The following is a 25,962-nucleotide window of genomic DNA, read 5'->3' on the forward strand; positions in this document are numbered from 1 at the left end:
TTTTCAATTTTAAATAACGTACCCAACCTAATACTTAAATAACTAAAAGCATATCAACATATGCTATATAAAAAGAGAATATATGAATATAAAAACCTTTAAATTTATCGATAAGGATTCAAATGGCATTGTCGTTAATTTTGATAATAGAAACAAAAAAACAGTCACCATTAGCTTATTTTTAGATAATGAAAATATAGAAACCATATCAACTAATAATGATCATTATCTTTTCAAGGTAGGTAAATCGGGGAACTACCATGTAACCATCTCATTTGTTGATAGTAATAAAAATATTTTACACTTAATTGATAGCCCTGTTAGCTATCGTCTTCCCCATCAGGAAATCAATAAAAAAATTAAAGCAGAAATAAAATCGAAAACCATCAACCATAAAATTGATGGGATTAATAAATATTTTTTAGAAATTAAATCTAAAATAAAAAGTTCGCATTTTATTATGGATGCTTTATCAAATGAATTAGTTAATTCAAAATTAATTTTGATTAAATTAAATATTCGCTCTTCCGTTACGCAATGTGAATATTTTAACCTTTATGGAGAAAATAATTATGACGATTTGCTTGAAATATCGCAACGGCTTGAAAAATTAGATTGTGTCAGCTACTGCTGCATCTGCCCCAACACAACAGGCTACCAGCCTCCCAAACTCCCTATCAATAGCCAAACTATTGAAGAAGAGATCAGTAGTGATGAGATAACCCCCGATTTCACCGAGTTACAAAAATATTTAGATGCCCCAATGGGTATGAATGTGAGAGAGGCATGGGCAAAAAATATTGATGGCTCACTAGCGGTTGTTCGCCATATGGATTTTGGTGTATACCAAAACCATGAAGATTTTAAAGATGCAAACCTTGCTGTGGTAAGTAGCCGACCTGAAACGCAAGATTGTAACCATGGTACCGCTTCAACAGGTTGCATAATTGCGACTAAAAATGAATTTGGTGTCACTGGCATTGCACATGGTTGCCAATTTTATTTCTATGATACTGACGACTTAGATCAACTTACGGATGATACTCAGCCGGGTGACATTGTTAGTTTCGACCTCCAATTTCGCATTGAGAATAAATTGCTTCCTATCACATCCATCCGTAATTGGTGGGAAAGAATTAAAATTATGGTCGATAAAGGTGCAACCGTTCTTCTAGCAGCAGGGAATGGTGGCTTGGATTTAAGCAAACCCGAGGTTATGGATGATTTCGGTGACAATGGCAGCATGTTAGTAGGCGCTTGTTACCACTACACTGGGAAACGTGCGCTTTTTTCAAATTATAATCAAACAAGCTCACTGATTAATTCATGGGGAGATTGGAGTGTGACCACCACAGGCTATGGAAAACTACAAAAACACCCCGGCAATGAACGCAATTATACCGACCGTTATTCAGGAACATCGAGTGCAACACCACTATGTTCAGGTGCACTCGCATTAATTCAAGGCTATGCTAAACAGCATCAAATTATTCTGTCAGCGTGGGGAATGCGCGAATTGATAAGTAAATCGACCTATACGGAAGGTGTTAACGATGGGATAGGCTATCGGCCCAATGTAAATCAGTTATTAAAAGAAATTGATAAGCTCGCCCAAATTACTGAATAATTCAGCTATCGTTAAGCCATAATATCGGCCTATTATTTGACTAGTGAGATAACCCGGCTACACACTTTCTCTAATAACGCTTTGTTATGGCTAAAAATAATCATCGCCAGGGGTCGCTCTTCCGATAATCTCACTAACAACTGCCAAATCTCTTTTTGCAAATTAGCGTCTAACTGTGCGGTGATTTCATCAGCAATCAAAATTTTCGTTCGCGGGTCAAGGGCCCGCAATAAGGCGATACGAGCAAGCTCACCACCGGATAACTCACTGGGAAGCCTTTCTAGCCATGCAGGTTTAATCGAAAAACGCGCTAACCAGTGAGAATCTGGCTGCCAAGCATCAAATACACTCGCACCGACCTTACGGTATGGGTTAAAACTTTTTTCTGGATGCTGAGGGACTAATTGAATCGGGCAATAACCATGTTGAGCCAATGGTTGGCCTTCAAATAAAATGGTTCCTTTGAATGCCGTTTGCCACTGAGCTAATACTCGGCCTAACGTAGTTTTACCAAAGCCACTAGGCGCAGATATTCCAAGGCGTTCACCGCTAGCCAGTGACAAATTAAAGTCATCCCACAGCCGTTGCTCACCTTGATCAATACATAAATTATTTACTTGTAAAATAGGTTCAGTGATACTCATTTACTTGCCATAAATTGATGTTCAGGTAACGCATTCCATAATGATTGCAGCCACGGCCCACCTCCGCCTTGTTGCAGTTGTTGGCTGCTTAGCACGTCTTCCAACTCTCCATTACGCAATAAGGCGATACGGTCGGCAAAACGCACAGCCATGGATAAATCATGGGTGACCCATAAAACACCTCGGCCATCGTGACACAGTGATTTAATATTTTCGAGCAGTTGCATCGCATGCTCGTCATCCAACCATGATGAAATTTCATCCGCTAAAATATATTGCGCGCAAGAAAGTGTCGCACTGCTGGCGAGTACCCGTTTTGCCATTCCACCGGATAACTGGTTTGGGTAGCTATCCACTAGTGAGCTTTGCAAATTATATTGCTGTAAGTGCCGCGCAACATCGTGCATTTTAATATGCTGCCCGCTTAACACTGCGGCACGTTCTAATTGTGGACCGATACGAATTAACGGATTAAGCGCACTAACCCCTTGAGGGATATAACATAATGCATTGCCGCGGTGCTGAGCTTTGTTTTGTTCAGTCAGCTTTTTACCATTAAGGTGAATACCGCCACGACAGCGCATATTATGGGGAAGTAACCCCAAAACACTTTGTAATAACAAGCTCTTACCTTCCCCGCTCCCACCCACCAATGCAACCATCTCACCGGGCTGAATATCCAAGGAAATTCCTTGGAGTAACGGAGCCCAACGTTTACGTCCTAACCAACGAAACTGCGCGACATCCACGGTGAGATTATCAAGACTCAACATACGGCCCCCTTCAACCATAGCTGCTGCAAGGCCTTAGCAAATTGGTCAAATAATAACACTAACCCGACTAATGCAACGCCTGGGAAAACCACCAGCCACCAAGCTCCTGTGCTGAGGTAGCGCAATGCATCAGACAATAAAATACCCAGTGAGGGTTCATGAGGCGATAAACCAAAACCTAAGAAACTTAATGCCGCACTGTGTAAAACCGCGTGGGGAAACATTAACAACGTTCCTACCATCCATTGCGGCAAAATCATGGGTAAATAGTGATAGCGCCAGCGGTAAAACGCACTGTTACCAATACGTTGAGATAACATAATGTAATCTGACTGGCTAACTCGTTGTAACTCCGAACGTAAAATTAAGGCTAATTTTGGCCAATGTGTCAGTGCAACGGCCCAAATCACCCCCATTTTTCCGCCACCCAGCGTAAAACAAATCAATACCAGTAATAAAAGATGTGGCAATGCCAACATAGCATCAATAATGCCGCGCACCACGTAGTCCATAACTTTGCTTATTGAAGATAACCCCGCCATGACAAGTGCAATGAAACCACTGGTAATGGCAGCCATAAGGCCGATTTGCAAACTTGTTGCCACACCTTGAAAGGTTCTAGCAAATAAATCACGTCCTAAATTATCTGTACCAAATAGGTGCGCCCACGAAGGTGGCAAACGCCTATCGAGTAAATTCATTTCAATATCATTGAAGGAGAGGCCAAACGCATAAATACTGACGATGACCAATAAAAGCAACGAAAGAGCTAACTTAAATAAAGCGCGATTAGGGTTATAGGTCATGATTCTCTCATCACTCCCTTATTCACTTTTTTTAGTAGGCTATCGGCTACCGTATTGCTTAAAAATATTAGCGCAGCACATAACATGACGATCCCCATCAACAAGGGAATATCTCCACGTAGCCCCGCATCAATCGTCGCCTGACCAAGGCCTGGATAGGCAAATACTTTTTCAGCTAGCAATGCTCCGCTCAATAATTCACCAACAGAAGCAAACTGCAAACAAATTGCAGGGGTAATAGCATGTTTTAGTACATGAAACCTCATCATCGGCCAGCCATTATCTCCTTGAGCCTGTGCGTAATGAATAAATTCACTGCTCATCACTTCTATAACTTTGGTACGTGTATGCAATGCGATATTGCCCACACCTAGCATACCCAACGCAATGACAGGCAAAATCAGGTGATGAAGTTTCTGTGAAAAAGTTGCCGTTTGCTCATCCAAGCCTATCGGCCAAGCACAGCATATTGGAGCCCACTGTAATGTCACCGCGAACAAAGACAACAACAGCAAACCGACCCAAAAAACAGGAATTGAAGCAAGTAAATAGCATAATGTGGAGATAAGCTTGTCTGGCCAGCGGTTTAAATAACGCCCAGAGACCAACCCCAGTGTAAAACCAACAACACCGGAGAACAGCCAAGCACAAATAAGCAGAGCTAAAGAAGGTACAAGGCGGTCTGCAATCACTTGAATTACTGGGGTGTTATAGAGCATGGAATAGCCCAAATCCCCCTGTAATACTTGTGAAAACCAACGCCAAAACTGTACCCATAATGGCTGATCAAGCCCCCATCGTGCAGCAATTAGCGCATATTGCTCAGGGGGCACGTGCAGTAAGTCATTGCCAATATAGGCTTTTATTGGGTCGATTGGCGAGTAACTCAGCAGGATAAAAATCCCCGCTGCCGTTACGGTTAATAAACAAATAAATCGCAATAAAAGCCCAAGTGCGGTTCGCATTACTGACAGGTCCACGCCCATTCATCGACATTATTTAACACCGACCAAGAGCCGTGAATTTCAGGAGCACTGGTACCTAAATCAACACAATTATTCAGTAAATAAATATGTTGTAGGTTCATCAACCAAGCCCACGGAGCATCACCTTTAATACCAACACCCGTGGTACCGTTCCAATCTACTTGCTGCCATAACGGAATCGCCGCGTCTTGGTCAGCTTGCGCTAACGCTTTTTCGATTAGCTCATCAACGGCTGCATTTTTATAATAACCGGGGTTATAAAAGCCAACACCTGCTGCTTTGCTGCTGTAATTATGGACAATTTCCATCGGGTCTAAGCTTCCCCAACCAAACAGTGTTGGGTTAGCATGCATGTGTAGCTCAACGGTTTCCCAGCTCCCCGATTTTAAATCCATCTCGATGCCAATCGGTTTTAAGCTAGAACGGATTGCCTGCGCAAGGTCACGACGTGTGGTATCACCACTGGCATACCATAATGTCAGTTTTGCCACTTTGCCATTTTTCTCACGTAAGCCCTCTTTATTCAGCTTCCATCCCGCCTCTTCTAAAATGGATTTCGCTTTTTCAAGATCACCATCTTTAAAAGCTGAATCTGGGCTATTCCATGGCAGCCCTGCAACACCAGTATAAGCCGGTACGGCAAAGCCTTCCAACACGGATTCCGCCAATAATTTACGGTCAAGTGCATAGTTAATGGCTTTACGGACAGCAACATCAGAAGTGATGTCGTTACCGATAGGGTTACCTTGAGCATCTTTCTCGCCGGCAGGTGGAATTGGGAAAGAAATGCCGCGGTTTTCCACGCTATAGCGCTCAACCAGTTTCATGTTTTTCACATCATTAGCATTCGCCGCTACCGCAGCTGGGATACGAACAATTTCCAGTTGATTGCTTTGTGCCGCAGCAAAGGCCGCATCTTCATCAAGGAAAACAAAGACCATTTTATCAAAGTCATTTTTTGGCCCTGCATAATACGGGTTTTGCTCGACAATCAGTTGCTGCCCCGGCTGGAATGCAACTAAACGATAAGGGCCTGCGCCAATTGGGTTATGTGCATAAGTTTTCGCATCATATTTATCGGCACAAACAATCCCTAACGAACCAAGTACATTAATAAAGGTACTTTGTGGGGAAGATAAGGTGATTTTTACGGTGAGAGGATCAATTTCCTCTGCTTTGGCAAAATTCCCCATATCCACCTTACCGCCACTTGCCGCAGCATTGTTATAGGTAAATACGACATCTTTCGCCGTCAACGGTGAGCCATCGGAAAATTTTAAGCCTTTTTTCAGCTTGAGTGTCCACTGTTTACCATCTGCATTGTGTTGATAACTTTCAAGCATATAGCTATGCCATGAAAGGTCAGCTTTTTGCTTCAGTAATGGGCTATGCAACAGTAGGTAGCTGCCGTGGCTCCACCCGAGCATGGGGTCAAAACCTTCAGTCGGCTCTGAGCCAATCGCTAAACGTAAAGTTTGTGATTGAGCGGGTTCAACTGCTTGTACTTGCAGTGTGAGCCCCATCAGGCACATTGCGGCAACGATATTTTTAATCATACATCCCTCTATAGACAGATTTTATTTTTTATTTCATATAATTAATGAAGCTATTTTCATTAATGTCGCTATTGGTGAGATATTCACTATGTGTAGAGTAACCAATATGAGTTATATTAAATTTAACGCCCTGATTGCTAGGCGCTACATCAATAGAACAGCGAATTTATTCGAGAAACCGTCAAAATTAAGTCGTTATTTGACCTATCTTAACAACTACTCATCAATTTCTTTGTCAAATTCAATTGGATTAGAGTGCAAGGACAAATTAGTAATAAAATTCGGGTCGTTCGACTGCCTTGATTGCAACCGAAATTGAGAAGGCGTCATATTATATTTTCGCTTAAAGACATCGCAAAAATATGCATTACTGCCAAAACCGCAACGATGACTAATTTGAAAAACAGAATAATTCGAAAATGTTAAATAATTCAACGCCATTCCCATTCGAACATCTAGCAATAATTGACGAAATGACACCCCTTCACGGTTCAAATGGCGACGCAAAGTTGAAGGTGTTGTAAATAACGCTTTCGCAACATCGTCTAAATGCCATTTTTTTTGCGGTTCTTGAGTTATCAAATGGGTAATTGCTTGGTTTTTCGGTTCATCATAATTAAAACGAAACAGGTTAAGAATATCGATACCTTCTTGATATACTGCCATTAAAATAAAATATAGGCTCTGTTTCATTAACAATGCTTCTTGGGATTCACTCTGTTTTTTTAATGGTAAACATTGTTTTAATAAACTAAAGTTATCTCTCACCGTTTCAGGGGGAGAAACATGGTAAATAGGTTGGTGGCTAGTCAGTGGCGCACCCGACTTCATCAATGTTTTCAGTAATAAAAATACCGATTGTAATTCTTCTTCTGACATCGATAAGGTGTGTAATTCAAGCGGCTGATTCACGGTGTTACACACAATATTGCAAGAAACTTGGCTGTATTTAGGAATAATTAAGGTGACATCGGTTTCAATTTCAATGGATTGACCGTTGATCACAACATTTCCTTTCGCGCCAGTTAACATGGCTATCATCGCGTTTTCAATATAAAACGCTTTTAGCACCATTTGGCTTTCCGAAAGAAAGAATTTATATTCCATAATCTCTATAAACTGCAGTTAATGTCAGAATGACTTCCCAAGAAAAGGGATTGTTGAATAGATATAAAGTCACGTAGCAAAACATATCAACCCCATACCTGTGCGGCTGAGAATATAGTCCTGTTACGCTGAAATCGCAATATAGATATACGCTCATTTTTTACTGTTATTTTGACGGTTGTTACATTTTCTAAATAAAATGCTATTTAATTGAAAGGCAATTTTCGATATAAGGTGTAGAATCGCGCGGCAGACACATGCAGCCGACAACACTGCATAATAATAATGATTTTGGTATTCACTCACACCCTACCCTACTTGCATTAGCTTTTACATCATAACTACCCAATTTTTGTTAGGCGTATAGCTAAACATGTTCGCGTATTTTTAGTTGACTGAGTTGCAGGAGAAAGTATGTCTGATTTTTCAGGATCAGGCTGGTTAGCTGAAATCTTTTTACGATATGAACTAAAACGTGGCGTCACCCGCTTAACGGACAAACAACATATCGGCCCTTTAATGGTTCAGCGGCCATTCTACCCCGAGCAAGGAATTGCACACACGTATTTACTTCATCCACCCGGTGGCGTTGTCGGGGGGGATAAACTCCTTATCAATATTGATGTTCAACCACATGCCCATGCGTTATTGACCACGCCTGGTGCAACAAAATTTTATCGTAGTGCGGGCGGCGTTGCACGACAAGTACAAAGCTTAACCGTCGCGCCCAATGGGTTCTTAGAATGGTTACCTCAAGAAAATATTTTTTTCCCTGAGGCTCAAGTTCGCTTAGAGACTCATATTCGAATCGCAAGTTCATCAAAATTTATCGGCTGGGAAATCCAATGTTTAGGCCGACCCGTATTAAACGAGCAATTCGACAACGGTGATATTCGGGGCCGCTTGCAGTTTTATATTGATGACAAACTCACCTTGGCAGAATCCATATTTATCGAGGGTTCGCAAAAACAATCTGCCGTCATGCGTGAATTTCCTATGGTGGGTTCCTTGTATATCTACCCCGCCAGCGATGAATTAAAAGCTGAACTTCACGAGAGTTTGGCGGTGTTTTTCTCTACGGAAGTGAGGCCGCTTGAGTATGGACTGACTGATGTAGACGGTATTTTAGTATTGCGGTTATTAGGTTCTCAAACCGAGCCCATGATGGCTTGCTTCGCCCATATTTGGCAGGCAACAAGACAATACTGGTTAGGTTATTGCCCAGAACCGCCGCGTATTTGGGCAACTTAAACGTTTTTTAGGAGCAAAAAATGGAATTAACCCCCAGAGAAAAAGATAAATTATTGCTTTTTACGGCAGGCCTCGTTGCTGAAAGGCGTTTAGCCCGTGGATTAAAGCTTAATTACCCTGAGGCGGTCGCATTGATCAGTTGTGCGATTATGGAAGGCGCCCGTGATGGCAAGACGGTTGCTCAATTAATGAGCGAAGGTCGAACCGTGTTAACCGCAGAGCAGGTAATGGAAGGCGTGCCGGAAATGATCAAAGACATTCAGGTGGAATGTACATTTCCTGATGGCACAAAACTGGTTTCTATTCACGACCCGATTGTATAGGTAACAACATGATCCCCGGTGAAATTAAAGTCAACCACGCTTTAGGCGATATCGAACTCAATGCAGGTCGAGAAACCCAAACGATACAAGTTGCCAACCATGGTGACCGCCCGATTCAAATTGGCTCTCACTATCATTTTTATGAAGTCAATGAGGCCCTGAAATTTGAACGTGAAGGCACGCTGGGTTTTCGTTTGAATATCCCAGCAGGTATGGCCGTGCGTTTTGAACCTGGACAAAGTCGTACTGTTGAACTCGTCGCTTTTAGTGGCAAGCGAGAAATTTATGGTTTCCATGGCAAAGTCATGGGCAAGTTAGAGAGTGAGAATAAATAATGAAAACAATCTCTCGTCAAGCGTATGCGGATATGTTTGGCCCCACAACTGGTGACCGCTTACGCTTAGCTGATACAGCATTATTTTTAGAGATCGAAAAAGATTTCACCACCTATGGTGAAGAGGTCAAATTTGGTGGCGGTAAAGTTATTCGTGACGGCATGGGTCAAAGCCAAGTCACCAGTGACCAGTGTGTCGATGTGTTAATCACTAATGCCATTATTTTAGACCACTGGGGCATTGTTAAAGCGGATATCGGAATTAAAAACGGCCGTATTGCGGGGATTGGTAAAGCTGGTAACCCTGATGTTCAACCCAATGTTGATATCGTTATCGGCCCCGGCACAGAAGTGGTTGCTGGTGAAGGTAAAATTATCACCGCGGGTGGCGTTGATACTCACATTCATTTTATATGCCCACAACAGGCAGAAGAAGGTCTTGTTTCCGGTGTTACCACCTTTATAGGCGGTGGAACAGGCCCTGTTGCTGGTACTAATGCCACGACCGTCACCCCCGGTATTTGGAATATGTACCGCATGTTAGAAGCCGTTGATGAACTGCCGATCAACGTCGGGCTATTTGGTAAAGGCTGCGTCAGTCAACCCGAAGCGATTCGCGAACAAATCGAAGCGGGGGCAATAGGCTTAAAAATTCACGAAGATTGGGGCGCTACCCCAATGGCTATTCACAATTGCTTGAATGTGGCCGATGAAATGGATGTGCAAGTGGCTATCCATTCAGATACGCTAAATGAAGGTGGTTTTTATGAAGAAACCGTGAAAGCTATTGCAGGGCGAGTGATCCACGTATTCCATACTGAAGGTGCTGGCGGTGGCCATGCCCCTGACGTCATCAAATCTGTTGGAGAACCGAATATTCTGCCTGCATCGACCAACCCTACAATGCCATACACCATCAATACCGTTGATGAGCACTTGGATATGTTAATGGTTTGCCACCATTTAGACCCATCGATTCCAGAAGATGTGGCTTTTGCTGAGTCTCGAATTCGCCGTGAAACCATTGCTGCGGAGGATATTTTACACGATATGGGTGCAATTTCTGTGATGTCCTCAGACTCACAAGCCATGGGACGCGTTGGCGAAGTGATTACTCGTACTTGGCAATGTGCTCATAAAATGAAATTACAGCGTGGGACGTTAGAAGGCGACACTCTCGATAGCGATAATAACCGTATCAAACGCTATGTGGCGAAATACACCATTAACCCCGCTATCGCTCACGGTATCGCCCATGAAGTCGGTTCGGTAGAAATCGGTAAGTTAGCGGATATCGTATTATGGGATCCTGCATTTTTTGGTATCAAACCCGCCCTTATCATGAAAGGGGGAATGGTTGCGTATGCACCAATGGGCGATATTAACGCTGCTATTCCGACACCACAGCCAGTACATTACCGCCCGATGTTTGGGGCGTTAGGTAAAGCAAAATACCATACCTCGATGATTTTTATGTCAAAAGCCGGTATTGAAGCAGGTGTTCCTGAAAAATTAGGCCTACAGAGCCAAATAGGCCGAGTTGAAGGCTGCCGAAGCATTAGCAAAGCTTCAATGGTACACAACAGTTATGTGCCCCACATCGAACTTGATCCACAAACCTATATCGTCAAAGCCGATGGCATCCCACTGGTGTGTGAACCAGCGACTGAGTTACCGATGGCACAACGTTACTTTTTATTCTGACCCCTAATTAAAAGAGCCAGAGAATGAAAAAATTTATTAAAGTGGTTGCTCCACAACCTCATTCACCAACAGCGTTAACCTTATGCTTAACCATGGATGAGCGCACCAAAAGTCGTTTAAAAGTCACCTTAAGCGATGGGCAAGAAGCGGGGCTATTTTTGCCGCGCGGAACCATCCTGAAGGAAGGCGATGTTTTATCCACTGAAGACGGTGAGTTAGTCACCATCGAAGCCGCGAAAGAGCAAGTTTCTACGGTTTACAGTGATGACGCTCTGTTACTTGCTCGCGTTTGCTATCACTTAGGTAACCGCCATGTTCCATTGCAAATTGAAGCGGGCTGGTGCCGTTATTTTCATGACCATGTGCTAGATGATATGGCCCGTGGATTAGGCGCTACCGTCAGTGTCGGTTTAGAAAAGTACCAACCGGAACCAGGGGCCTATGGCGGCTCATCAGGTGGTCATCACCACCATCACGGCCACGATGATCACCACCACTAATCGGGGTCAGGGAGTTTGCCTATGTTAGCAGATCTGCGCTTATATCAGTTAGTTAGCCCTTCTTTACCTGTTGGGTCATTTACCTATTCACAAGGCCTAGAATGGGCGATTGAAAAAGGCTGGGTAACAACACCTGATACCCTTGCTGGCTGGCTAACCGCACAAATGACACATGCCATTGCAACATTAGAGCTTCCTGTTTTACGGCAAATTCATACTTCCCTTTCCCTTGGTGATATTGAAACGGTGAAATATTGGTGTGAATTTATGATTGCCAGCCGTGAAACCAAAGAATTGCGTCAAGAAGAACGGCAACGAGGAATTGCTTTTGCCCGACTACTTCCTCAGCTAGGTATTGAACTGGATGCTAACCTGCAAACCTGCGTGAAACAAACCCAGCTAATGGCTTTCGCTCTCGCCGCCGTAAATTGGCAGATTGACGTTGAAAAATTGTGCACCGCGTATGCATGGGGTTGGCTAGAAAACACTGTGATGTCCGGTGTTAAGCTTATCCCTTTAGGGCAAAGCGCAGGGCAAAATATTTTATTTACCCTTGCTGAGCGCATACCCGAAGTGGTTACGCAATCAGCGATCTGGCCAATAGACGATATTGGCAGTTTTACACCTGCACAAATTATTGCCAGTAGTCGGCATGAAACCCAATACACACGACTTTTTCGTTCATGAGAAAAATGCTATGCAAGAATATAATCAACCTTTAAGAATTGGTGTCGGTGGGCCGGTTGGCTCAGGAAAAACCGCATTATTAGAAGTGTTATGTAAAGCCATGCGCGACACTTACCAAATTGCCGTTGTCACCAATGATATTTACACCCAAGAAGATGCCAAAATTTTAACCCGAGCCGAAGCATTAGATGCAGACCGCATTATTGGCGTTGAAACTGGCGGCTGCCCTCACACGGCGATTCGTGAAGATGCATCAATGAATTTAGCGGCAGTTGAAGAGTTAGCCATGCGCCATAAAAACCTTGATATCGTGTTTGTGGAAAGCGGCGGTGATAACCTCAGCGCGACGTTTAGCCCAGAACTGGCAGACTTAACTATTTATGTTATCGATGTTGCAGAAGGCGAAAAAATCCCACGTAAAGGCGGCCCGGGGATCACCCATTCCGATTTATTGGTAATTAACAAAATTGACCTTGCACCCTATGTCGGCGCTTCATTAGAAGTGATGGAAGCCGATACCGCAAGAATGCGCCCAGTAAAGCCCTATGTGTTTACTAACTTAAAGAAAAAAGTCGGCTTAGAAACCATTATCGAGTTTATTATCGATAAAGGTATGTTAAGGCGTTAATAGATTTGAACGGCATATAGATTCTATCTATATGCCGTTTTCAATTAGCAAATACGGGGTAAAGGCTCACTGTAGGGTAAATCTAATAATCTTGATGTACCGAAGATCCCAACTAATTTGACTTGTTTTTGCTCAGTCACACAACCAATCGTGGCTGCATTTTTCCCTAATGGGTGCTGGTGTAGTGCAGCAAGCACCGCATTTTCCACTTCAGGTTTCACCACAATCACTAATTTGCCTTCATTCGCAAAGTTTAACGGCTCTAAGCCCAATAGCTCACACACGCCCCTAACCGCAGAAGAGATAGGTAAATCACCTTCATTAACCGCAATTCCACAGCCGCTGGCTTGGGCAAATTCATGTAGGATTGCCGTTACCCCACCACGAGTTGCGTCTCGTAATGCCCGAACGCCATCAATTTCACGTAGCGGTGCTATCAATGGCGTTAATACTGCACAATCACTGCAAAGCTCCGCTTCTAACCCAAGTTGTTCGCGTAGGTTTAAAATAGTGGCGCCGTGGTCACCCAGCGTACCGCTAACAATCACTTTATCCCCCGCTTGAATATGCTGCGCTCCCCACTGGATATTGCTCGGGATCACACCAATACCGGCCGTATTGACAAAAATTTTGTCTGCCGCCCCGCGCTGCACCACTTTGGTATCGCCTGTCACAATATCCACTCCCGCTGCTGCTGCCGTTGCCGCCATGGATTCCACAATTGAGGTAAGTTCAGAAAGCGGAAAGCCTTCTTCCAAAATAAAACCACAAGACAGGTATTTGGGGATAGCACCACTGACTGCGACGTCATTCACTGTGCCGCAAACAGCTAATTTACCAATATTGCCTCCGGGAAAGAAAATCGGGTCGATGACATAGCTATCGGTACTGAATGCCAACCGGTCGCCTAATGCGGTCATTTCTGCCAATGCTAGCCGAGCTTGGTCTTCCCGCTCATTCAGCGCTTGGTTAGCAAATGCCTGTAAGAACAGTTGTTCAATCAATTGCTGCATCGCCTGCCCACCACTACCGTGGGCCATCGTCACCACATTGTTAGCATCACGACTCATTTATGCCTCCCGACGATATTGGTAATAAGCTGCACAGGCACCTTCAGAAGAAACCATTAATGCACCAAAAGCAGTTTGTGGCGTACAACGACGCCCAAATAACGTACATTCGCTGGGTTTACAGCGCCCTGTCAACACCTCACCACAGCGTGCTTGCGGGTCATCAGCCACCTTATGAGGTTGTACCTGAAAGCGCCTCTCAGCATCAAAAAATTGGTAAGCTTGAGTTAATTGAACCCCAGAATCGGCAATTTCCCCCAATCCGCGCCATTCACTGGTTTGTTTGAGTTCAAAAACGTCCTCTAATGCTTTAAGTGCTAACAGGTTGCCTTCATCAGCCACAACGCGTTTATATTGGTTTTCTACTTCACAACGGCCATCGGCGATTTGGTCAACTAACATGGCTAATGACTGCAAAATATCTAAGGGTTCGAAGCCTGTAACCACTAAGGGTTTATGAAAGTCTTCAGTAATAAACTGGTAGGGATGCGCGCCAATCACCATGCTCACGTGCCCCGGCGCTAAAAAGCCATCAATACGCACATCCGGTTGTTCGAGTAAGCTACGCAAGGTGGGAATAATCGTAATATGCTGGCAGAACACACTAAAATTGGCTAGTTGGCGGCGTTTTGCTTGCTGCAAGGTGATTGCGGTGCTCGGCATGGTGGTTTCAAAGCCTAAGCCAAAGAAAACCACTTGGCGATGAGGATGTTGCTCTGCTAATGCCAAAGCATCTAGCGGCGAATAAACGATGCGGACATCCGCCCCATTACGCTTGGCGTCAAGTAAAGAGCCCTTTTCGCCCGGCACACGCATTGCATCACCATAAGTACAAAAGATAACCTCTGGGTGCTGTGCAATTTCAATACAGCCATCAATTCGTCCCATTGGTAAAACGCACACAGGGCAACCTGGCCCATGAACAAATTCAATTTCAGCGGGTAATAACTGGTCAATACCAAACTTAAAAATCGCGTGGGTATGGCCTCCACAGACTTCCATGAGTTGTAATGGACGTCGTTTCACTTGAGGTATTTCATTCACCCGTTGATGAATATGCGCCAATAGCGCTTTTGCAAGAACAGGGTCGCGAAATTCATCGACGTACTGCATCTGTTGCTCCTGCATTTAAACCGCTAAAATCACCAACTTCATGGTCTAATTGACTCATCGCGGTTAAGGCATCCAAGGTAGATTGCGCTTCTTCTTCATTGATGATACTCATGGCAAACCCGACGTGTACCAATACCCATTGGCCTAATAAATCAGTGGTTTCACCTTCACAAATTAGGCCAATATTAACATCGCGTTTTACACCACAAACATCCACTTGAGCGAGTTGGTGAATATCTTCACCAACTGCAACTATCTTGCCCGGAATACCTAAGCACATAGCTGTGTCTCCAACCATGCCAGCCATGCATCCATCCCTTCGCCGCGTATTGCAGACACTTGAATAACTTGGATATTGGGGTTCACCTGTTTGGCATTGGCAATACACGCATCGACATCAAAATTCAGGTATGGCAATAAGTCAATTTTATTCAATAACATAATATCTGCTGCCGCAAACATATGTGGATATTTGAGAGGTTTATCTTCCCCTTCCGTGACCGACAGCACCGCCACTTTATGGCGCTCCCCTAGGTCAAAACTGGCAGGGCACACGAGATTCCCAACATTTTCGATAAATAACAAGCTGTTATCTGCTAAATCTAAACGTGCCGTTGCATCGTGCACCATTTGTGCATCTAAGTGACAACCTTTTCCTGTATTCACTTGAATCGCAGATACACCCGTTTCGCGGATCCGTTGTGCATCATTAGTGGTTTGTTGGTCACCTTCAATCACTGCACAATTGATTTTGTCACGTAGCCTTAATAAGGTTTCTGTGAGTAAGGTCGTTTTTCCAGAACCTGGGCTAGAAACGAGGTTTAGCGCTAAAATATTCTTCTGGTTAAAATCCTCGCGGTTATGTTCTGCCAGATGGTTATTCTTATCTAACACATCCATTTCAATTTGTAGCATACGTTTTTGGCTAATTCCCGGTGCATGGGTACCTGCTTCACCGTGACCATAATCAAGGTCATGGTGTTCCCCTGCTGGTTTAAAACTTGCCTCAGCCGTTTGATAAATATGTTTATGCTTATGTTTGTGTTTATGCTTTTTAGATTTATTTTCAGCAGGTGCGGGCTCATATTGGTGATAATGGTTATGCACATCACCTTGATGATAGTAATGGTGATGAATGATCACTGTTTGCCCGTGAGATTCATGATCATGCTGGTGGTCATGATGGTCGTGATCGTGGTGGTGGTCGTGACCATGATGTTGGTCATGGTCGTGGTGATGATCGTGACCATGATGATGGTCATCCCCCTCAATTTTGCGCTCTCCCGATGCACATCCACAAGTACTACACATAAATTTCACTCCCAACCGCTAAATTGTTAAATTAGATTAATACATAATCTATTGAGTCTGGTTGATACACCTCAAAGTCAGTTCAAAAAGCTATTCCACTTCCAACTCTTTGATACGCAAACTCTCCCCACTCTCAACTTTCAGGTTCAGCCCCTGACAGCGTGGACAAACCGATTGGTGGCTGTCTACTTCCACCGTTTCACTGCAATCCCAACACCATGCTTGTGCGGGCGAGTAAATGATGTGGAGCTGGCAGCCTTCTGCAACCGTACCACGGCAAACGACATCAAAACTGAAGCGAAATGCACTCTCTTCAACACAAGAGAGCGCACCAATTTCAAGCCAAACACCAGTGACTCGGTTAACTGCATTTTTTTTCGCCTGCTGTTCAATAATTTCTATCGTACTTTGGCATAACGAAATCTCATGCATCCTGCCCCCTTAAGTGACGGGTAAACAATGCCCTGCGTTCAGGTGCTTGAGGAATATTTGGGTCACTCACTGGAAGCGATAACAAAATTCGCTGACAATCATCCACCAAGTGAATACCTTGCTCCGGTGTCATTTTCTTTTCTAATGGCGACATTAATGAGCAAGCAACATATTGAGTTAAACCGTCTAATTCACCCACGGTATACGTCATTTCACCATAAGGGAGGATTAACCCAACCTTGTCACCGACCACGCGGCGAGGCCAATATTGTTCAGGCCCCGGTAGAATAATCGCACTGAGCATCCATGGCGTGATCACCACGCCCACCCATTGCCCGTCAAACAGTGTAAATTCACTGGCATGCACTGGCATCGTCGGATGCAAAAATGACAAATCATGCATTGATTGTTCAGCAACCCGCGTAAATGCGGCCTCCACCAGAGGCCGAGGGTTAGTGTCATAACCTAAGATTTCATCCGGCATGCAAACTCTCTTCTTTTGCTATGATTTCCAAGCCTTCGCTTCGCAAAACCTCAATGACCTTTTGTAAGGCTGGCTCTAAAGCGGCCTGCCCAGTTGCTGTCAAACCAATATGCGGTTCGAGAGATTCAGGCACAACGCCAACTAATGTTAGCCTCTGTGGAAATTCATCGGTTAAATGCAAAGCTGATAGCACATCTGATAAACCGAGTTGATGCGGGGAAATTTTACGCGTAAATAGCGCAGGAACTTCGTCATCGCGCAAGACTAAAATCGAGCCAGCCTGCTGGCTCGATAACACGACGTCGGCAATAATTAAATGGTCTCTATCCGCCATTGGGCCAATCAATTCCATTCCTGCCGTTCCACCATCAAGTACTTCTACGCATTCAGGTAGATGATAGCGCTGTTCTAAAGCCTCAACGATGCGTACCCCAATTCCTTCATCACTGAGCAGTATATTGCCAACACCTAAGACTAAAATACGCATTACAGCACCTTAACCTTAGTGACTTCGCCACCTTCAGGGTCAACAATATGTACAGCACAAGACATACAAGGGTCAAATGAGTGGATGGTTCGCACCACCTCAAGGGGTTTAGATGGGTCAGCAACGGGAGTTCCTACCAATGCTTGCTCGTAAGGACCCGGCTCATCATTGAAATTACGTGGGCCGGAGTTCCAAGTAGAAGGTACTACCGCTTGGTAATTTTCAATTTTACCGTCTTTGATCACCACCCAATGGGATAACAAACCTCGAGGTACTTCACCAAAACCAACACCTTTAATGGTGGCATTTTCTGGGAAGATTGGTTTTACAAAGGTGGTGTGATCCCCTTTTGCGATGTTGTCCACCAGCGCTTGCCATTGAATTGACAAGGTTTCATTCAGTACACAACAACGAACACTACGTCCGATAATCCGCCCCAATGTTGAATGCAGTTGATCCACACTAATACTGTTACCTGTCAATGTTTGATACAGGTTTACCACATCATTAAAGTGTTTTTCCGTTGGCTCGTGTTTTGCCGCTAGTTTGCACAGTAAGTCTGCTAATGGCCCCACTTCGACGGTTTTATCATAGAAAGTCGGTGCTTTTACCCATGAATATTTACCGTCATCATCCCAGCCAGTGTAATCAGGGTTGGTGGTGCCTTCCCACGGTGCTTGAGGTTCATTTTCTTTGTACCATGCATGTTTGCTACTTTCTTTGATGCCGTTGATCAAATACTCATCTGTATGGCTAGTAATGGGGCGATAAGTACTAAAATCGCTGTTTTCCAGATAACCCCCCGGTAATAAGAAGCTCCCATTTTTACCATCCATTGGCATTTCAGGCATGCACATGTAATGTTTCGCACCTTGACCGACTTCGAGCCATTCAGGGTAGCCTGCTGCAATTACCGCTGCGTCAATTTTATACACTTGCTCAATGAAATCCCCTAAACGGTCAATAAAGGATTTCACATACATCAAACGTTCAAGGTTCAGAACCCCGACACCATCAAGATTGATAGGGTTTGCAACACCACCAACCGCAAGGTTTTGAATATGTGGTGTTTTCCCCCCTAATAACGCCACAATACGGTTAGCATCTCGCTGACATTCAAGGGCTTGTAAATAGTGGGCTACGGCAATTAAGTTCACCTCAGGCGACAGCTTCATCGCTGGGTGCCCCCAATACCCATTAGCAAAAATACCCAATTGCCCACTGGCAACCAGTTTTTTAATTTTATCTTGAACTCGTGTGAACTCTTCTGGGCTATTCAGTGGCCATGTCGAAACACCTTTCAAGATTTCGGCCGCTTTATTTGGGTCTGCGTTCAGCGCAGAGGTGATATCCACCCAGTCTAACGCAGATAATTGATAGAAATGAACAATATGGTCTTGAATGGTATGCGCGGCTAGAATCATATTACGGATATACTGCGCATTCACTGGGACATCAATATTTAAGGCACTTTCAATGGTACGCACCGACACAATACCGTGCACTGTGGTACAAACACCACAAATACGCTGCATAATCATCCAGGCATCACGGGGATCTTTCCCTTTGACTATCTCTTCCATACCACGCCACATCGTGCCTGAAGCCCAAGCCTTGGTGACTTTTCCATCTTCAATTTCACAATCAATGCGTAAATGACCTTCAATACGAGTGACTGGGTCTATTGTTATACGTTGGCTCATGCTTTACCTCGGGCCTCTGAATGGCTCATCGTTGTTTTTTTCAATGCTGGAATAACAGGTAATAAGCGGATCAATAAGATATAAGCGCATACCTCTATTGCCACGAAACCTATTGAAATTAAAAGTTCTTCTGTTGTTGGGAAGTAGTCGTATCCGCCTCCGGGGTTGAATGCAACGAGGGAATAGCTCATCCGCCACATAGCAGCGCCAATCAACATGCTTAAACCGCTTGCATATAACCACCGCGAATCATTTCTTAGTGATGACATGCGGAAAATAATCAATGGGAAAACCATTAATGCGGTTTCTATCCAGAACATCATGGCGTAGAAATCGGTATTGAAGATATGGTGCAATTTATCTCGATAAATCAGCTCACCAAAACGACAGACCAAAAACAGCACTAACAGTACCTGCAAGATACGAGTGATACGAACAAACAGTGGCCGTTCATCTGCGCCCTGCCCACGTAATGCGGCTTGGAGTAATGACCCTTCAAAAATGACAATCGAAAAGCCCATAATGAATGCGGTCAGTAATGAGAGTAATGGCAGCATTTCATAACTTTGCCAAATAGGATGAACTTTATACCCTGCCGAAATCATCAATGACCCCATTGATGATTGGTGCATCATCGGCAATAACGCTCCTAGTGCAATAATGAAAAACATCACTTTATTTAAGCGTTTTAACGAAACTTTCCAACCAAAACGTTCACACAGTGCAGGAGCAAATTCCAATGCCATCACACCAATATAAATCGTCATACAAACCGCAGTTTCAAATAGCACCGAATTGGTGTTAAAGAAACCAGGAATGTAAAAGTAAGGCAAGTTCCAGTAGCGACCTACGTCAATAGTGATGGACAAACCACCAAGAGAGTAACCGAATAAACTGGCTAATAGTGCGGGACGCACTAACGGATGATATTCCCCGCGGTTAAATACATATACCGCCCAAGCCAGCGCCCAACCGCCACAAGCAAAACCGGTTCCAATCAGTAAGTCAAAAGCAATCCAAATTCCCCAAGGATAGCCACCATTTAGGTCAGAAACTGAACCTAGGCCGAAGACTAAACGTTTAACTATCAAGATGACACAAATCAGCACTAAGGGCCCAAAGACCATGATTGGCCAACTGACTAAACGCCCGCCTAGCGGCTGTTCTTTATGATGCGTCGTCATTTGAGTCATCTCCTTCGTGTTTGTCATTCTTGGTATTGCGATACACCAAGAAGCTCAACCCAGCCAACGCAGCCAATGGCAGTACCATGCCTTTGTAAAGCGTGTGCTGTACATACTCAGAACGGGCTCCGGTGGACAACTGTTCTAACTCAGGTAGCCCAAGGTTTTGATAGGACACACCTGAAAGAACAATGACTTGTGTGCCACCGCCTTCGAGCTCGCCATAAACATGAGTCTCATATTTCGGCACTTTAATAACATTCGGGTCATTGCTGTGTAAGGTTTGTCGTGGGTAACCGTACTCATCACCCACTTTGAGTGTTAAGCGTTTTTTGGCTTCCGCGAGCAATTCTTCTCGTGTTCCGAAAATCACCGCACCCGTTGGGCAAACTTCAACACAACCGGGTAAGCCGCCTTTATCTAAACGTTCGACACCTTTTTGGTTACATAACTCGCATTTATGAATCGCACCGAATTTGTCATCGTAGGCATATTTCGGAATATTAAAAGGACACGCCACCATGCAATAACGGCAGCCGGTACATACGCTGGCATCGTAATGAACAATGCCCGTTTTTGGGTCTTTCTTCAGGGCTTGAACTGGGCAAACTGACACGCAGTTCGGGTCAACACAATGCATGCATTGCTTTTTAATGTAGGCGTAACCATCTTTTTCTTGGTCTTTATGAACGCCGGTTCCACTACTCCAAACCTGAATAATATTGTTGGTATAAGGGGTTAGTTTGTCATTATTTGACCAAGTTTGTTCTCCAACCGGGTTACGTTCTGGATGGTTAATATCTTGACATTTTGTCACGCACGCCTGGCACCCAATACACAGAGTCGAGTCATATAGCATCCCCAAAGAATTGGGAATCGGCGGGCGGTTTTCGGGTCCCGCCAAACTGGGTGAACTTCCCGCAAGTAATGCTCCCCCCGCGGAGAGTTTCAGAAAATTTCGTCTATTCACGGTTATTCTCCCCGTGAGTCAGTATCTTGTTGGCGTTTTTGACGGCCTAGCTCACGTACCGCCATCACACTGACGCCAGCCACTAACCCAACAACACCACCGATTAACCCCACAGCAGTAGATGAAATTTGGCCACCTTCACGGTTATTGACATCTGGTTTATCCGCCCTTGGTGTTGGGTTTTCCACGCTCGCCAACTGATGGATCGCTTTGTGAAAGCCGACATTTTCCTCATTACAACCATAACAAGGATGACCAATTGCCACAGGCCAGACACCGCCAACATCACAGAATTGCAATGTGGAACAATTCCCGTAAGTTTCAGGCCCCTTACAACCTAAATGGTATAAACACCAACCTTCACGATGACCATCATCACCGAATTCTTTTGCGAAGCGGCCTGCATCAAAATGAGGGCGACGTTCACAGTGTTCATGAATTAAACGACCGTACGCGAACATTGGACGATTTTTGCTATCCAATTTTGGTGGGCGATTAAACGTAATTAAATGCGCGACTGTCGCAAGAAAATTATGAGGATTCGGCGGACAACCTGGAATATTGATAACTGTTTTATCTTTAATCACTTGGTTTAAACCCACAGCGCCTGTTGGGTTATCACCTGCCGCAGCAACACCGCCCCATGAAGCGCAAGAACCAATCGCAATCACGGCTGCGGCGTGTTCAGCCACTTCACGAATATGCTCAACAATCGGCTTACCCGCTACCATGCAATAAATACCGTTATCTTTGAGTGGGATAGAACCATCGACCACTAAAACATATTTTCCTTTGTACTTTTCAATTGCGTTATGTTTGTTTTGCTCAACTTGCTCACCAAAGGCAGCAGACAGCACCTCGTGGTATTCCAATGAAATGGTATCGAGAATTAAATTTTCCAAAGTAGGATGGGTGGAACACAGCAAAGACTCCGTACACCCCGTACACTCTTGGGCACCAATCCAAATGACTGGTGGCCGTGCTGGGTCACTAATAGATTCCGCAATTTGGGCAGCAGCCTTCCCGCTTAATCCCATTGTCGCGGCCAGTGCTGTACATAACTTCATAAAATCACGGCGGTTAATGCCATGCGAAGAAATAATAGAGTTGTCTCCTATCATTCTTTTTTCCTATTATTATGGGTGGCTTAGAACCTATTCATTAGGCAATTTTTGTTTATTATCTTGAGGTTATAGATACCACAAAGCCCTGTGTACAAATGATATACACACGTTTGGCTTGTGTTTATCTATTTAAGAAGCCAACAAAACCAAGTCTAATGAAATAAATTCTTATTTAAGTAACCTGATGCATAAATATAAAATAAGATCCTATTCCTACCGCGCCTAAATCATTTGATCTTCATCAAGAGGCAATAAGAAATTTTATTTTTTTTATATATTTGCTAGAAAAATCGATTCAGTAAACTGTATTTAAAAAAGAAAAGAAATATAAATAAATGAATTTAATTTTCAATAATGCGTTATATATCACATCATTTTAAATATAAAATTCTTTTATTTTCATTACGATATTGAAATTTATTATTGAAACTTAATTAATTAAACGGAATGAGTGTATTAATAATAAACAATCTATTAATATAAACATGAACATGCTAAATAAGAATCAATATCAAAAAACCAATATAATTTATTAATATAATGGACTGCAATATTATAGGTAGATATACAATCTTTTAAATATAATACTACCCATCAATAATAGATTCATGTTTCAATATTGCAGAAGCGATAGCTACCTGCCCAAGTGATAACCCCCCATCCCCCATGGGAAATTGTTTTGCATATAACACATCGAACTCAGATAGATTATTCACTAATAGCTCTCGCAGTAGTTGGTTATGAATCACACCACCCGACAAAACAATTTGTTTGCTACCATATTGGTTCGCTGATTTCCTAGCAAGCTCGGCAAAACCTTGCGCTAATGCCACATGGAATGCATGTGCCCGTTGTGGTTTAGGCGCACAGTACGCCATCCATTGTTGCCAAAATGTGTGTAGATCCAATTGTTGGCCAACTAATGGCATAGTGACCGGATGCGAGATCACGGGTGACTTCATTGCAATCGCCTCAAGTTGGCAAGCGGCTTCCCCTTCCCAACTAGTTTGCGCCGTACAAATACCTAATGCTGCAGCAACCGCATCAAAAAGCCGCCCAGTGGATGAAACCATTGGGCTATTAATTCCTTTTTCAATTGCTTTTTGTAAGCCCTGCCAAGGAAATGACATTAAATAAGCAGCGCTTTCTTGCTTTTGCCACTGGGGAACAAACTGTAAACAATGAGCAAGGAAATTACGCCAAGGCTGGCGAGAAGCTAATTCCCCTCCCGGTAGTGCTACTGGAGGTAACCCCCCTAGATATTGGCTGGACTTATAATCCACCAGTAAGCATTCACCTCCCCATAAGCGGTCGTTATCACCATACCCCAACCCATCGAGAGCTAACCCAATAACTTTATTACTATTTAATGGTAAGCCATGTTCGGCCATTACCGCAGCAATATGCGCATGATGGTGCTGCACTTTTAGTAATGGAATTTGTAATTGCTGTGATAACGCCTCACCATAGCGCGTACTCACATAACTAGGATGCCTATCACTGACTATCGCTGCTGGCGTGAAACGATAAATAGATTCAAATAATACAATCGCAGACTGATATTGTTCGAAAATGTCCATGTCATCAAGATCGCCAAAATGTTGGCTCATTACCGCACTTTTGTCTCGCAATAAACAAAAGGTATTTTTAAGATCCGCCCCTAAGGCCAATATTGATGGCGAATTCTCAAACCCTCCAGGTAAGTCAATGGCATCAGGAACATAGCCTCGCGCACGGCGGAGCATTTCCGCTTTCCCATCATGATAGCGCACCAATGAGTCATCTGCGCGTTGGACGATATCGCGGTTATGAGTGAGGTAAAAGTCAGCGATATTGGTTAAATCTGCCAGAGCCGCTTGCTCACTCAACGCAGGGGGTTTTCCAGATACATTTCCTGACGTCATCACTAATGGGCGATTAACTTGTGCCATCAACAGGTGTTGCAACGGATTAGACGGTAACATGATACCGACTTCCGCTAGGTTTGGCGCAATATATTGGCTTAATACATGATTTTTCCAATTTTTAATCAATACAATCGGGGCTGCTGGGCTTTTTAATAATGCACGTAGCCCATCACTAGGCGGCATATTGTGCAACTCTAACCAATTCAGTGATGGGATCATTACCGCCAGTGGCTTAGTTGGGCGACATTTACGAACGCGCAAAGCCTCTACTGCGTCATCATGACTCGCATCACAAGCAAGGTGAAAGCCCCCAATCCCTTTAATAGCAACAATTTTCCCTGCCAATAGCTGTTGAGCTGCCAAGAGTAATGCGTTCTCTTTATTTGCAGTCGTTTTTCCTGATGAGTCGCATAATTTAATTTCAGGACCACACACCGCGCACGCATTGGGTTGTGCATGAAATCGTCTATCTGCTGGGAATTGATATTCCTCTAAACAATTTGGGCACAAGGGAAAATCAGCCATTGCGGTATTGGGCCTGTCATAAGGCATATGGCGAATTATCGTGAAACGCGGGCCGCAATGCGTGCAGTTTGTGAATGGGTAATGAAAGCGCCTATTCGATGGGGTGAAAAGCTCTTGTTGGCATGCATCGCAAGTGGCGGCATCAGGGATCACTTGGGTATCCATTTTGCCTTCGCCACTACGGCGAATAGTAAATGCGTTGGGTAATTTATCCCATTGAAATGGTTGTTGTTCAATACTTTCTATGTGGGCTAACGGTGGGCAGTGTTGGTACAATAACTGGGTAAATTCAGTGATATCCGAATCAATGCATAAGCGCACTAGCACCCCTTCGCCATCATTACAGACATCACCTAATAATTTACATTGGTGGGCTAATTGCCAAACATAAGGGCGAAACCCGACCCCCTGAACTTTCCCTTTGATGCGTAACTGTATACCACTTTTCACTGAGATATCCTCTTACCACTGTAAGGATATTTTCGCGCTAAAACATAAAAAAAGCTTCACTTGAGATCAAGAAAAGTTGTGGAAGTACAATTGACAGATTCATTTTTCAAAAACCGATTCATTAATTGGCAATATAATAATTCCATTAAAAAAATAGAACCTATCATTTACTCATTAATAATTCTAAACAGTCTCAAATATAAACTTAAAATCCAATTTAACTTGAATGCGTAAACAATATAACTTTCTCTATTAAATAATATTAGAATTATAGCC

26 protein-coding genes are annotated in these 25,962 nt (G+C 43.7%); 8 read left to right on the top strand and 18 right to left on the bottom strand.

Annotated features, from left to right (window positions below; all coding sequences use genetic code 11):
• Positions 1–82: 82 nt before the first annotated feature.
• Positions 83–1,627 carry a S8 family serine peptidase gene (locus tag PSF28_RS09475; protein ID WP_272684978.1) on the top strand — a complete coding sequence of 515 codons (1,545 nt, stop codon included), beginning with the start codon at positions 83–85 and terminating at the stop codon, positions 1,625–1,627.
• Between the two features lie 32 nt (positions 1,628–1,659).
• Here the strand turns inward: PSF28_RS09475 and PSF28_RS09480 are convergent, their stop codons facing one another.
• The 6 genes from PSF28_RS09480 to PSF28_RS09505 form a co-directional block, all read right to left on the bottom strand.
• Positions 1,660–2,253: an ATP-binding cassette domain-containing protein gene (locus PSF28_RS09480; protein WP_272685006.1), complete on the bottom strand. Its 594-nt coding sequence runs from the start codon at positions 2,251–2,253 to the stop codon at positions 1,660–1,662.
• A gap of 14 nt (positions 2,254–2,267) precedes the next feature.
• Positions 2,268–3,044: an ATP-binding cassette domain-containing protein gene (locus PSF28_RS09485; protein ID WP_210837706.1), complete on the bottom strand. Its 777-nt coding sequence runs from the start codon at positions 3,042–3,044 to the stop codon at positions 2,268–2,270.
• A complete protein-coding gene (locus PSF28_RS09490; protein ID WP_210837704.1) occupies positions 3,038–3,850 on the bottom strand; it encodes an ABC transporter permease in 813 nt (270 codons plus the stop codon). The genes PSF28_RS09485 and PSF28_RS09490 overlap by 7 nt, the downstream gene beginning before the upstream one ends.
• Complete coding sequence (locus PSF28_RS09495) at positions 3,847–4,815, bottom strand: ABC transporter permease (RefSeq protein ID WP_272684979.1); 969 nt, start codon at positions 4,813–4,815, stop codon at positions 3,847–3,849. Before PSF28_RS09495 ends, PSF28_RS09490 begins: the two co-directional genes overlap by 4 nt.
• Positions 4,815–6,368, bottom strand: coding sequence for an ABC transporter substrate-binding protein (locus tag PSF28_RS09500; protein ID WP_272684010.1), 1,554 nt, complete (start codon positions 6,366–6,368; stop codon positions 4,815–4,817). The genes PSF28_RS09495 and PSF28_RS09500 overlap by 1 nt, the downstream gene beginning before the upstream one ends.
• 240 nt (positions 6,369–6,608) lie before the next feature.
• Positions 6,609–7,466 (bottom strand): AraC family transcriptional regulator, encoded by an 858-nt coding sequence (locus PSF28_RS09505; protein WP_004908486.1) that lies wholly within the window; start codon positions 7,464–7,466, stop codon positions 6,609–6,611.
• Between the two features lie 447 nt (positions 7,467–7,913).
• On the opposite strand from PSF28_RS09505, the gene PSF28_RS09510 reads away from it, so the two are divergent.
• The 7 genes from PSF28_RS09510 to ureG are packed head-to-tail and all read left to right on the top strand — an operon-like array spanning position 7,914 to position 12,926.
• Complete coding sequence (locus PSF28_RS09510) at positions 7,914–8,750, top strand: urease accessory protein UreD (protein WP_210837698.1); 837 nt, start codon at positions 7,914–7,916, stop codon at positions 8,748–8,750.
• A 20-nt stretch (positions 8,751–8,770) separates the two neighbouring features.
• Positions 8,771–9,073, top strand: coding sequence for an urease subunit gamma (locus PSF28_RS09515; RefSeq protein WP_004908484.1), 303 nt, complete (start codon positions 8,771–8,773; stop codon positions 9,071–9,073).
• An 8-nt stretch (positions 9,074–9,081) separates the two neighbouring features.
• A complete protein-coding gene (locus PSF28_RS09520; protein WP_272664303.1) occupies positions 9,082–9,408 on the top strand; it encodes an urease subunit beta in 327 nt (108 codons plus the stop codon).
• Positions 9,408–11,111: an urease subunit alpha gene (ureC, locus tag PSF28_RS09525; protein WP_210837694.1), complete on the top strand. Its 1,704-nt coding sequence runs from the start codon at positions 9,408–9,410 to the stop codon at positions 11,109–11,111. Before PSF28_RS09520 ends, ureC begins: the two co-directional genes overlap by 1 nt.
• A gap of 23 nt (positions 11,112–11,134) precedes the next feature.
• Positions 11,135–11,611 (top strand): urease accessory protein UreE, encoded by a 477-nt coding sequence (ureE, locus tag PSF28_RS09530; RefSeq protein WP_109911748.1) that lies wholly within the window; start codon positions 11,135–11,137, stop codon positions 11,609–11,611.
• 21 nt (positions 11,612–11,632) lie between these two features.
• Positions 11,633–12,298 carry an urease accessory protein UreF gene (locus tag PSF28_RS09535; protein WP_210837690.1) on the top strand — a complete coding sequence of 222 codons (666 nt, stop codon included), beginning with the start codon at positions 11,633–11,635 and terminating at the stop codon, positions 12,296–12,298.
• 10 nt (positions 12,299–12,308) lie between these two features.
• Positions 12,309–12,926 carry an urease accessory protein UreG gene (gene ureG, locus PSF28_RS09540; protein WP_004908472.1) on the top strand — a complete coding sequence of 206 codons (618 nt, stop codon included), beginning with the start codon at positions 12,309–12,311 and terminating at the stop codon, positions 12,924–12,926.
• 44 nt (positions 12,927–12,970) lie between these two features.
• On the opposite strand, the gene hypE is transcribed toward ureG, so the two are convergent.
• The 12 genes from hypE to hypF form a co-directional block, all read right to left on the bottom strand.
• Entirely contained in the window at positions 12,971–13,996 is a 1,026-nt protein-coding gene (gene hypE / locus PSF28_RS09545; protein WP_272684980.1) for a hydrogenase expression/formation protein HypE, read from the bottom strand.
• Positions 13,997–15,109 carry a hydrogenase formation protein HypD gene (hypD, locus tag PSF28_RS09550; RefSeq protein ID WP_210837686.1) on the bottom strand — a complete coding sequence of 371 codons (1,113 nt, stop codon included), beginning with the start codon at positions 15,107–15,109 and terminating at the stop codon, positions 13,997–13,999.
• Entirely contained in the window at positions 15,093–15,389 is a 297-nt protein-coding gene (gene hybG / locus PSF28_RS09555) for a hydrogenase maturation factor HybG (protein WP_004908461.1), read from the bottom strand. Before hybG ends, hypD begins: the two co-directional genes overlap by 17 nt.
• On the bottom strand, positions 15,380–16,420 hold the full coding sequence (gene hypB / locus PSF28_RS09560) for a hydrogenase nickel incorporation protein HypB (RefSeq protein WP_210837684.1): 1,041 nt from the start codon (positions 16,418–16,420) through the stop codon (positions 15,380–15,382). The genes hybG and hypB overlap by 10 nt, the downstream gene beginning before the upstream one ends.
• A gap of 90 nt (positions 16,421–16,510) precedes the next feature.
• Positions 16,511–16,852, bottom strand: coding sequence for a hydrogenase maturation nickel metallochaperone HypA (gene hypA / locus PSF28_RS09565; RefSeq protein ID WP_210837683.1), 342 nt, complete (start codon positions 16,850–16,852; stop codon positions 16,511–16,513).
• On the bottom strand, positions 16,845–17,336 hold the full coding sequence (gene hybE / locus PSF28_RS09570) for a hydrogenase-2 assembly chaperone (protein WP_210837681.1): 492 nt from the start codon (positions 17,334–17,336) through the stop codon (positions 16,845–16,847). Before hybE ends, hypA begins: the two co-directional genes overlap by 8 nt.
• Entirely contained in the window at positions 17,326–17,823 is a 498-nt protein-coding gene (locus PSF28_RS09575) for a HyaD/HybD family hydrogenase maturation endopeptidase (protein ID WP_210837679.1), read from the bottom strand. Before PSF28_RS09575 ends, hybE begins: the two co-directional genes overlap by 11 nt.
• Positions 17,823–19,526, bottom strand: a complete 1,704-nt coding sequence (gene hybC, locus PSF28_RS09580; RefSeq protein WP_272664308.1) for a hydrogenase 2 large subunit — start codon at positions 19,524–19,526, stop codon at positions 17,823–17,825. The genes PSF28_RS09575 and hybC overlap by 1 nt, the downstream gene beginning before the upstream one ends.
• Positions 19,523–20,710 (bottom strand): Ni/Fe-hydrogenase cytochrome b subunit, encoded by a 1,188-nt coding sequence (hybB, locus tag PSF28_RS09585; protein ID WP_210837675.1) that lies wholly within the window; start codon positions 20,708–20,710, stop codon positions 19,523–19,525. The genes hybC and hybB overlap by 4 nt, the downstream gene beginning before the upstream one ends.
• On the bottom strand, positions 20,694–21,680 hold the full coding sequence (gene hybA / locus PSF28_RS09590; protein WP_272684981.1) for a hydrogenase 2 operon protein HybA: 987 nt from the start codon (positions 21,678–21,680) through the stop codon (positions 20,694–20,696). Before hybA ends, hybB begins: the two co-directional genes overlap by 17 nt.
• Positions 21,681–21,682: 2 nt before the next feature.
• A complete protein-coding gene (gene hybO / locus PSF28_RS09595) occupies positions 21,683–22,801 on the bottom strand; it encodes a hydrogenase 2 small subunit (protein ID WP_210837671.1) in 1,119 nt (372 codons plus the stop codon).
• A 590-nt stretch (positions 22,802–23,391) separates the two neighbouring features.
• The gene (hypF, locus tag PSF28_RS09600) at positions 23,392–25,686 is read right to left on the bottom strand and encodes a carbamoyltransferase HypF (protein ID WP_272684982.1); all 2,295 of its coding nucleotides are present in this window, start codon (positions 25,684–25,686) and stop codon (positions 23,392–23,394) included.
• Positions 25,687–25,962: the final 276 nt, after the last annotated feature.

It is taken from the genome of Providencia sp. PROV130 (genome assembly GCF_028482225.1).
Taxonomy (GTDB): Bacteria; Pseudomonadota; Gammaproteobacteria; order Enterobacterales; family Enterobacteriaceae; genus Providencia; species Providencia rettgeri.

Excerpts from the sequence above, each read along its gene's own strand:
- hybB (WP_210837675.1), bottom strand. The coding sequence starts at position 20,710 with ATGACGACGCATCATAAAGAACAGCCGCTAGGCGGGCGTTTAGTCAGT.
- PSF28_RS09485 (WP_210837706.1), bottom strand. The coding sequence starts at position 3,044 with ATGTTGAGTCTTGATAATCTCACCGTGGATGTCGCGCAGTTTCGTTGG.
- PSF28_RS09520 (WP_272664303.1), top strand. The coding sequence starts at position 9,082 with ATGATCCCCGGTGAAATTAAAGTCAACCACGCTTTAGGCGATATCGAA.
- ureG (WP_004908472.1), top strand. The coding sequence starts at position 12,309 with ATGCAAGAATATAATCAACCTTTAAGAATTGGTGTCGGTGGGCCGGTT.
- PSF28_RS09515 (WP_004908484.1), top strand. The coding sequence starts at position 8,771 with ATGGAATTAACCCCCAGAGAAAAAGATAAATTATTGCTTTTTACGGCA.
- PSF28_RS09510 (WP_210837698.1), top strand. The coding sequence starts at position 7,914 with ATGTCTGATTTTTCAGGATCAGGCTGGTTAGCTGAAATCTTTTTACGA.
- ureC (WP_210837694.1), top strand. The coding sequence starts at position 9,408 with ATGAAAACAATCTCTCGTCAAGCGTATGCGGATATGTTTGGCCCCACA.
- PSF28_RS09575 (WP_210837679.1), bottom strand. The coding sequence starts at position 17,823 with ATGCGTATTTTAGTCTTAGGTGTTGGCAATATACTGCTCAGTGATGAA.
- PSF28_RS09505 (WP_004908486.1), bottom strand. The coding sequence starts at position 7,466 with ATGGTGCTAAAAGCGTTTTATATTGAAAACGCGATGATAGCCATGTTA.
- PSF28_RS09500 (WP_272684010.1), bottom strand. The coding sequence starts at position 6,368 with ATGTGCCTGATGGGGCTCACACTGCAAGTACAAGCAGTTGAACCCGCT.
- hybG (WP_004908461.1), bottom strand. The coding sequence starts at position 15,389 with ATGTGCTTAGGTATTCCGGGCAAGATAGTTGCAGTTGGTGAAGATATT.
- PSF28_RS09490 (WP_210837704.1), bottom strand. The coding sequence starts at position 3,850 with ATGACCTATAACCCTAATCGCGCTTTATTTAAGTTAGCTCTTTCGTTG.
- hybE (WP_210837681.1), bottom strand. The coding sequence starts at position 17,336 with ATGCCGGATGAAATCTTAGGTTATGACACTAACCCTCGGCCTCTGGTG.
- hypD (WP_210837686.1), bottom strand. The coding sequence starts at position 15,109 with ATGCAGTACGTCGATGAATTTCGCGACCCTGTTCTTGCAAAAGCGCTA.
- hypB (WP_210837684.1), bottom strand. The coding sequence starts at position 16,420 with ATGTGTAGTACTTGTGGATGTGCATCGGGAGAGCGCAAAATTGAGGGG.
- hypE (WP_272684980.1), bottom strand. The coding sequence starts at position 13,996 with ATGAGTCGTGATGCTAACAATGTGGTGACGATGGCCCACGGTAGTGGT.
- PSF28_RS09475 (WP_272684978.1), top strand. The coding sequence starts at position 83 with ATGAATATAAAAACCTTTAAATTTATCGATAAGGATTCAAATGGCATT.
- PSF28_RS09535 (WP_210837690.1), top strand. The coding sequence starts at position 11,633 with ATGTTAGCAGATCTGCGCTTATATCAGTTAGTTAGCCCTTCTTTACCT.
- ureE (WP_109911748.1), top strand. The coding sequence starts at position 11,135 with ATGAAAAAATTTATTAAAGTGGTTGCTCCACAACCTCATTCACCAACA.
- hybC (WP_272664308.1), bottom strand. The coding sequence starts at position 19,526 with ATGAGCCAACGTATAACAATAGACCCAGTCACTCGTATTGAAGGTCAT.
- hybO (WP_210837671.1), bottom strand. The coding sequence starts at position 22,801 with ATGATAGGAGACAACTCTATTATTTCTTCGCATGGCATTAACCGCCGT.
- hypA (WP_210837683.1), bottom strand. The coding sequence starts at position 16,852 with ATGCATGAGATTTCGTTATGCCAAAGTACGATAGAAATTATTGAACAG.
- PSF28_RS09495 (WP_272684979.1), bottom strand. The coding sequence starts at position 4,815 with ATGCGAACCGCACTTGGGCTTTTATTGCGATTTATTTGTTTATTAACC.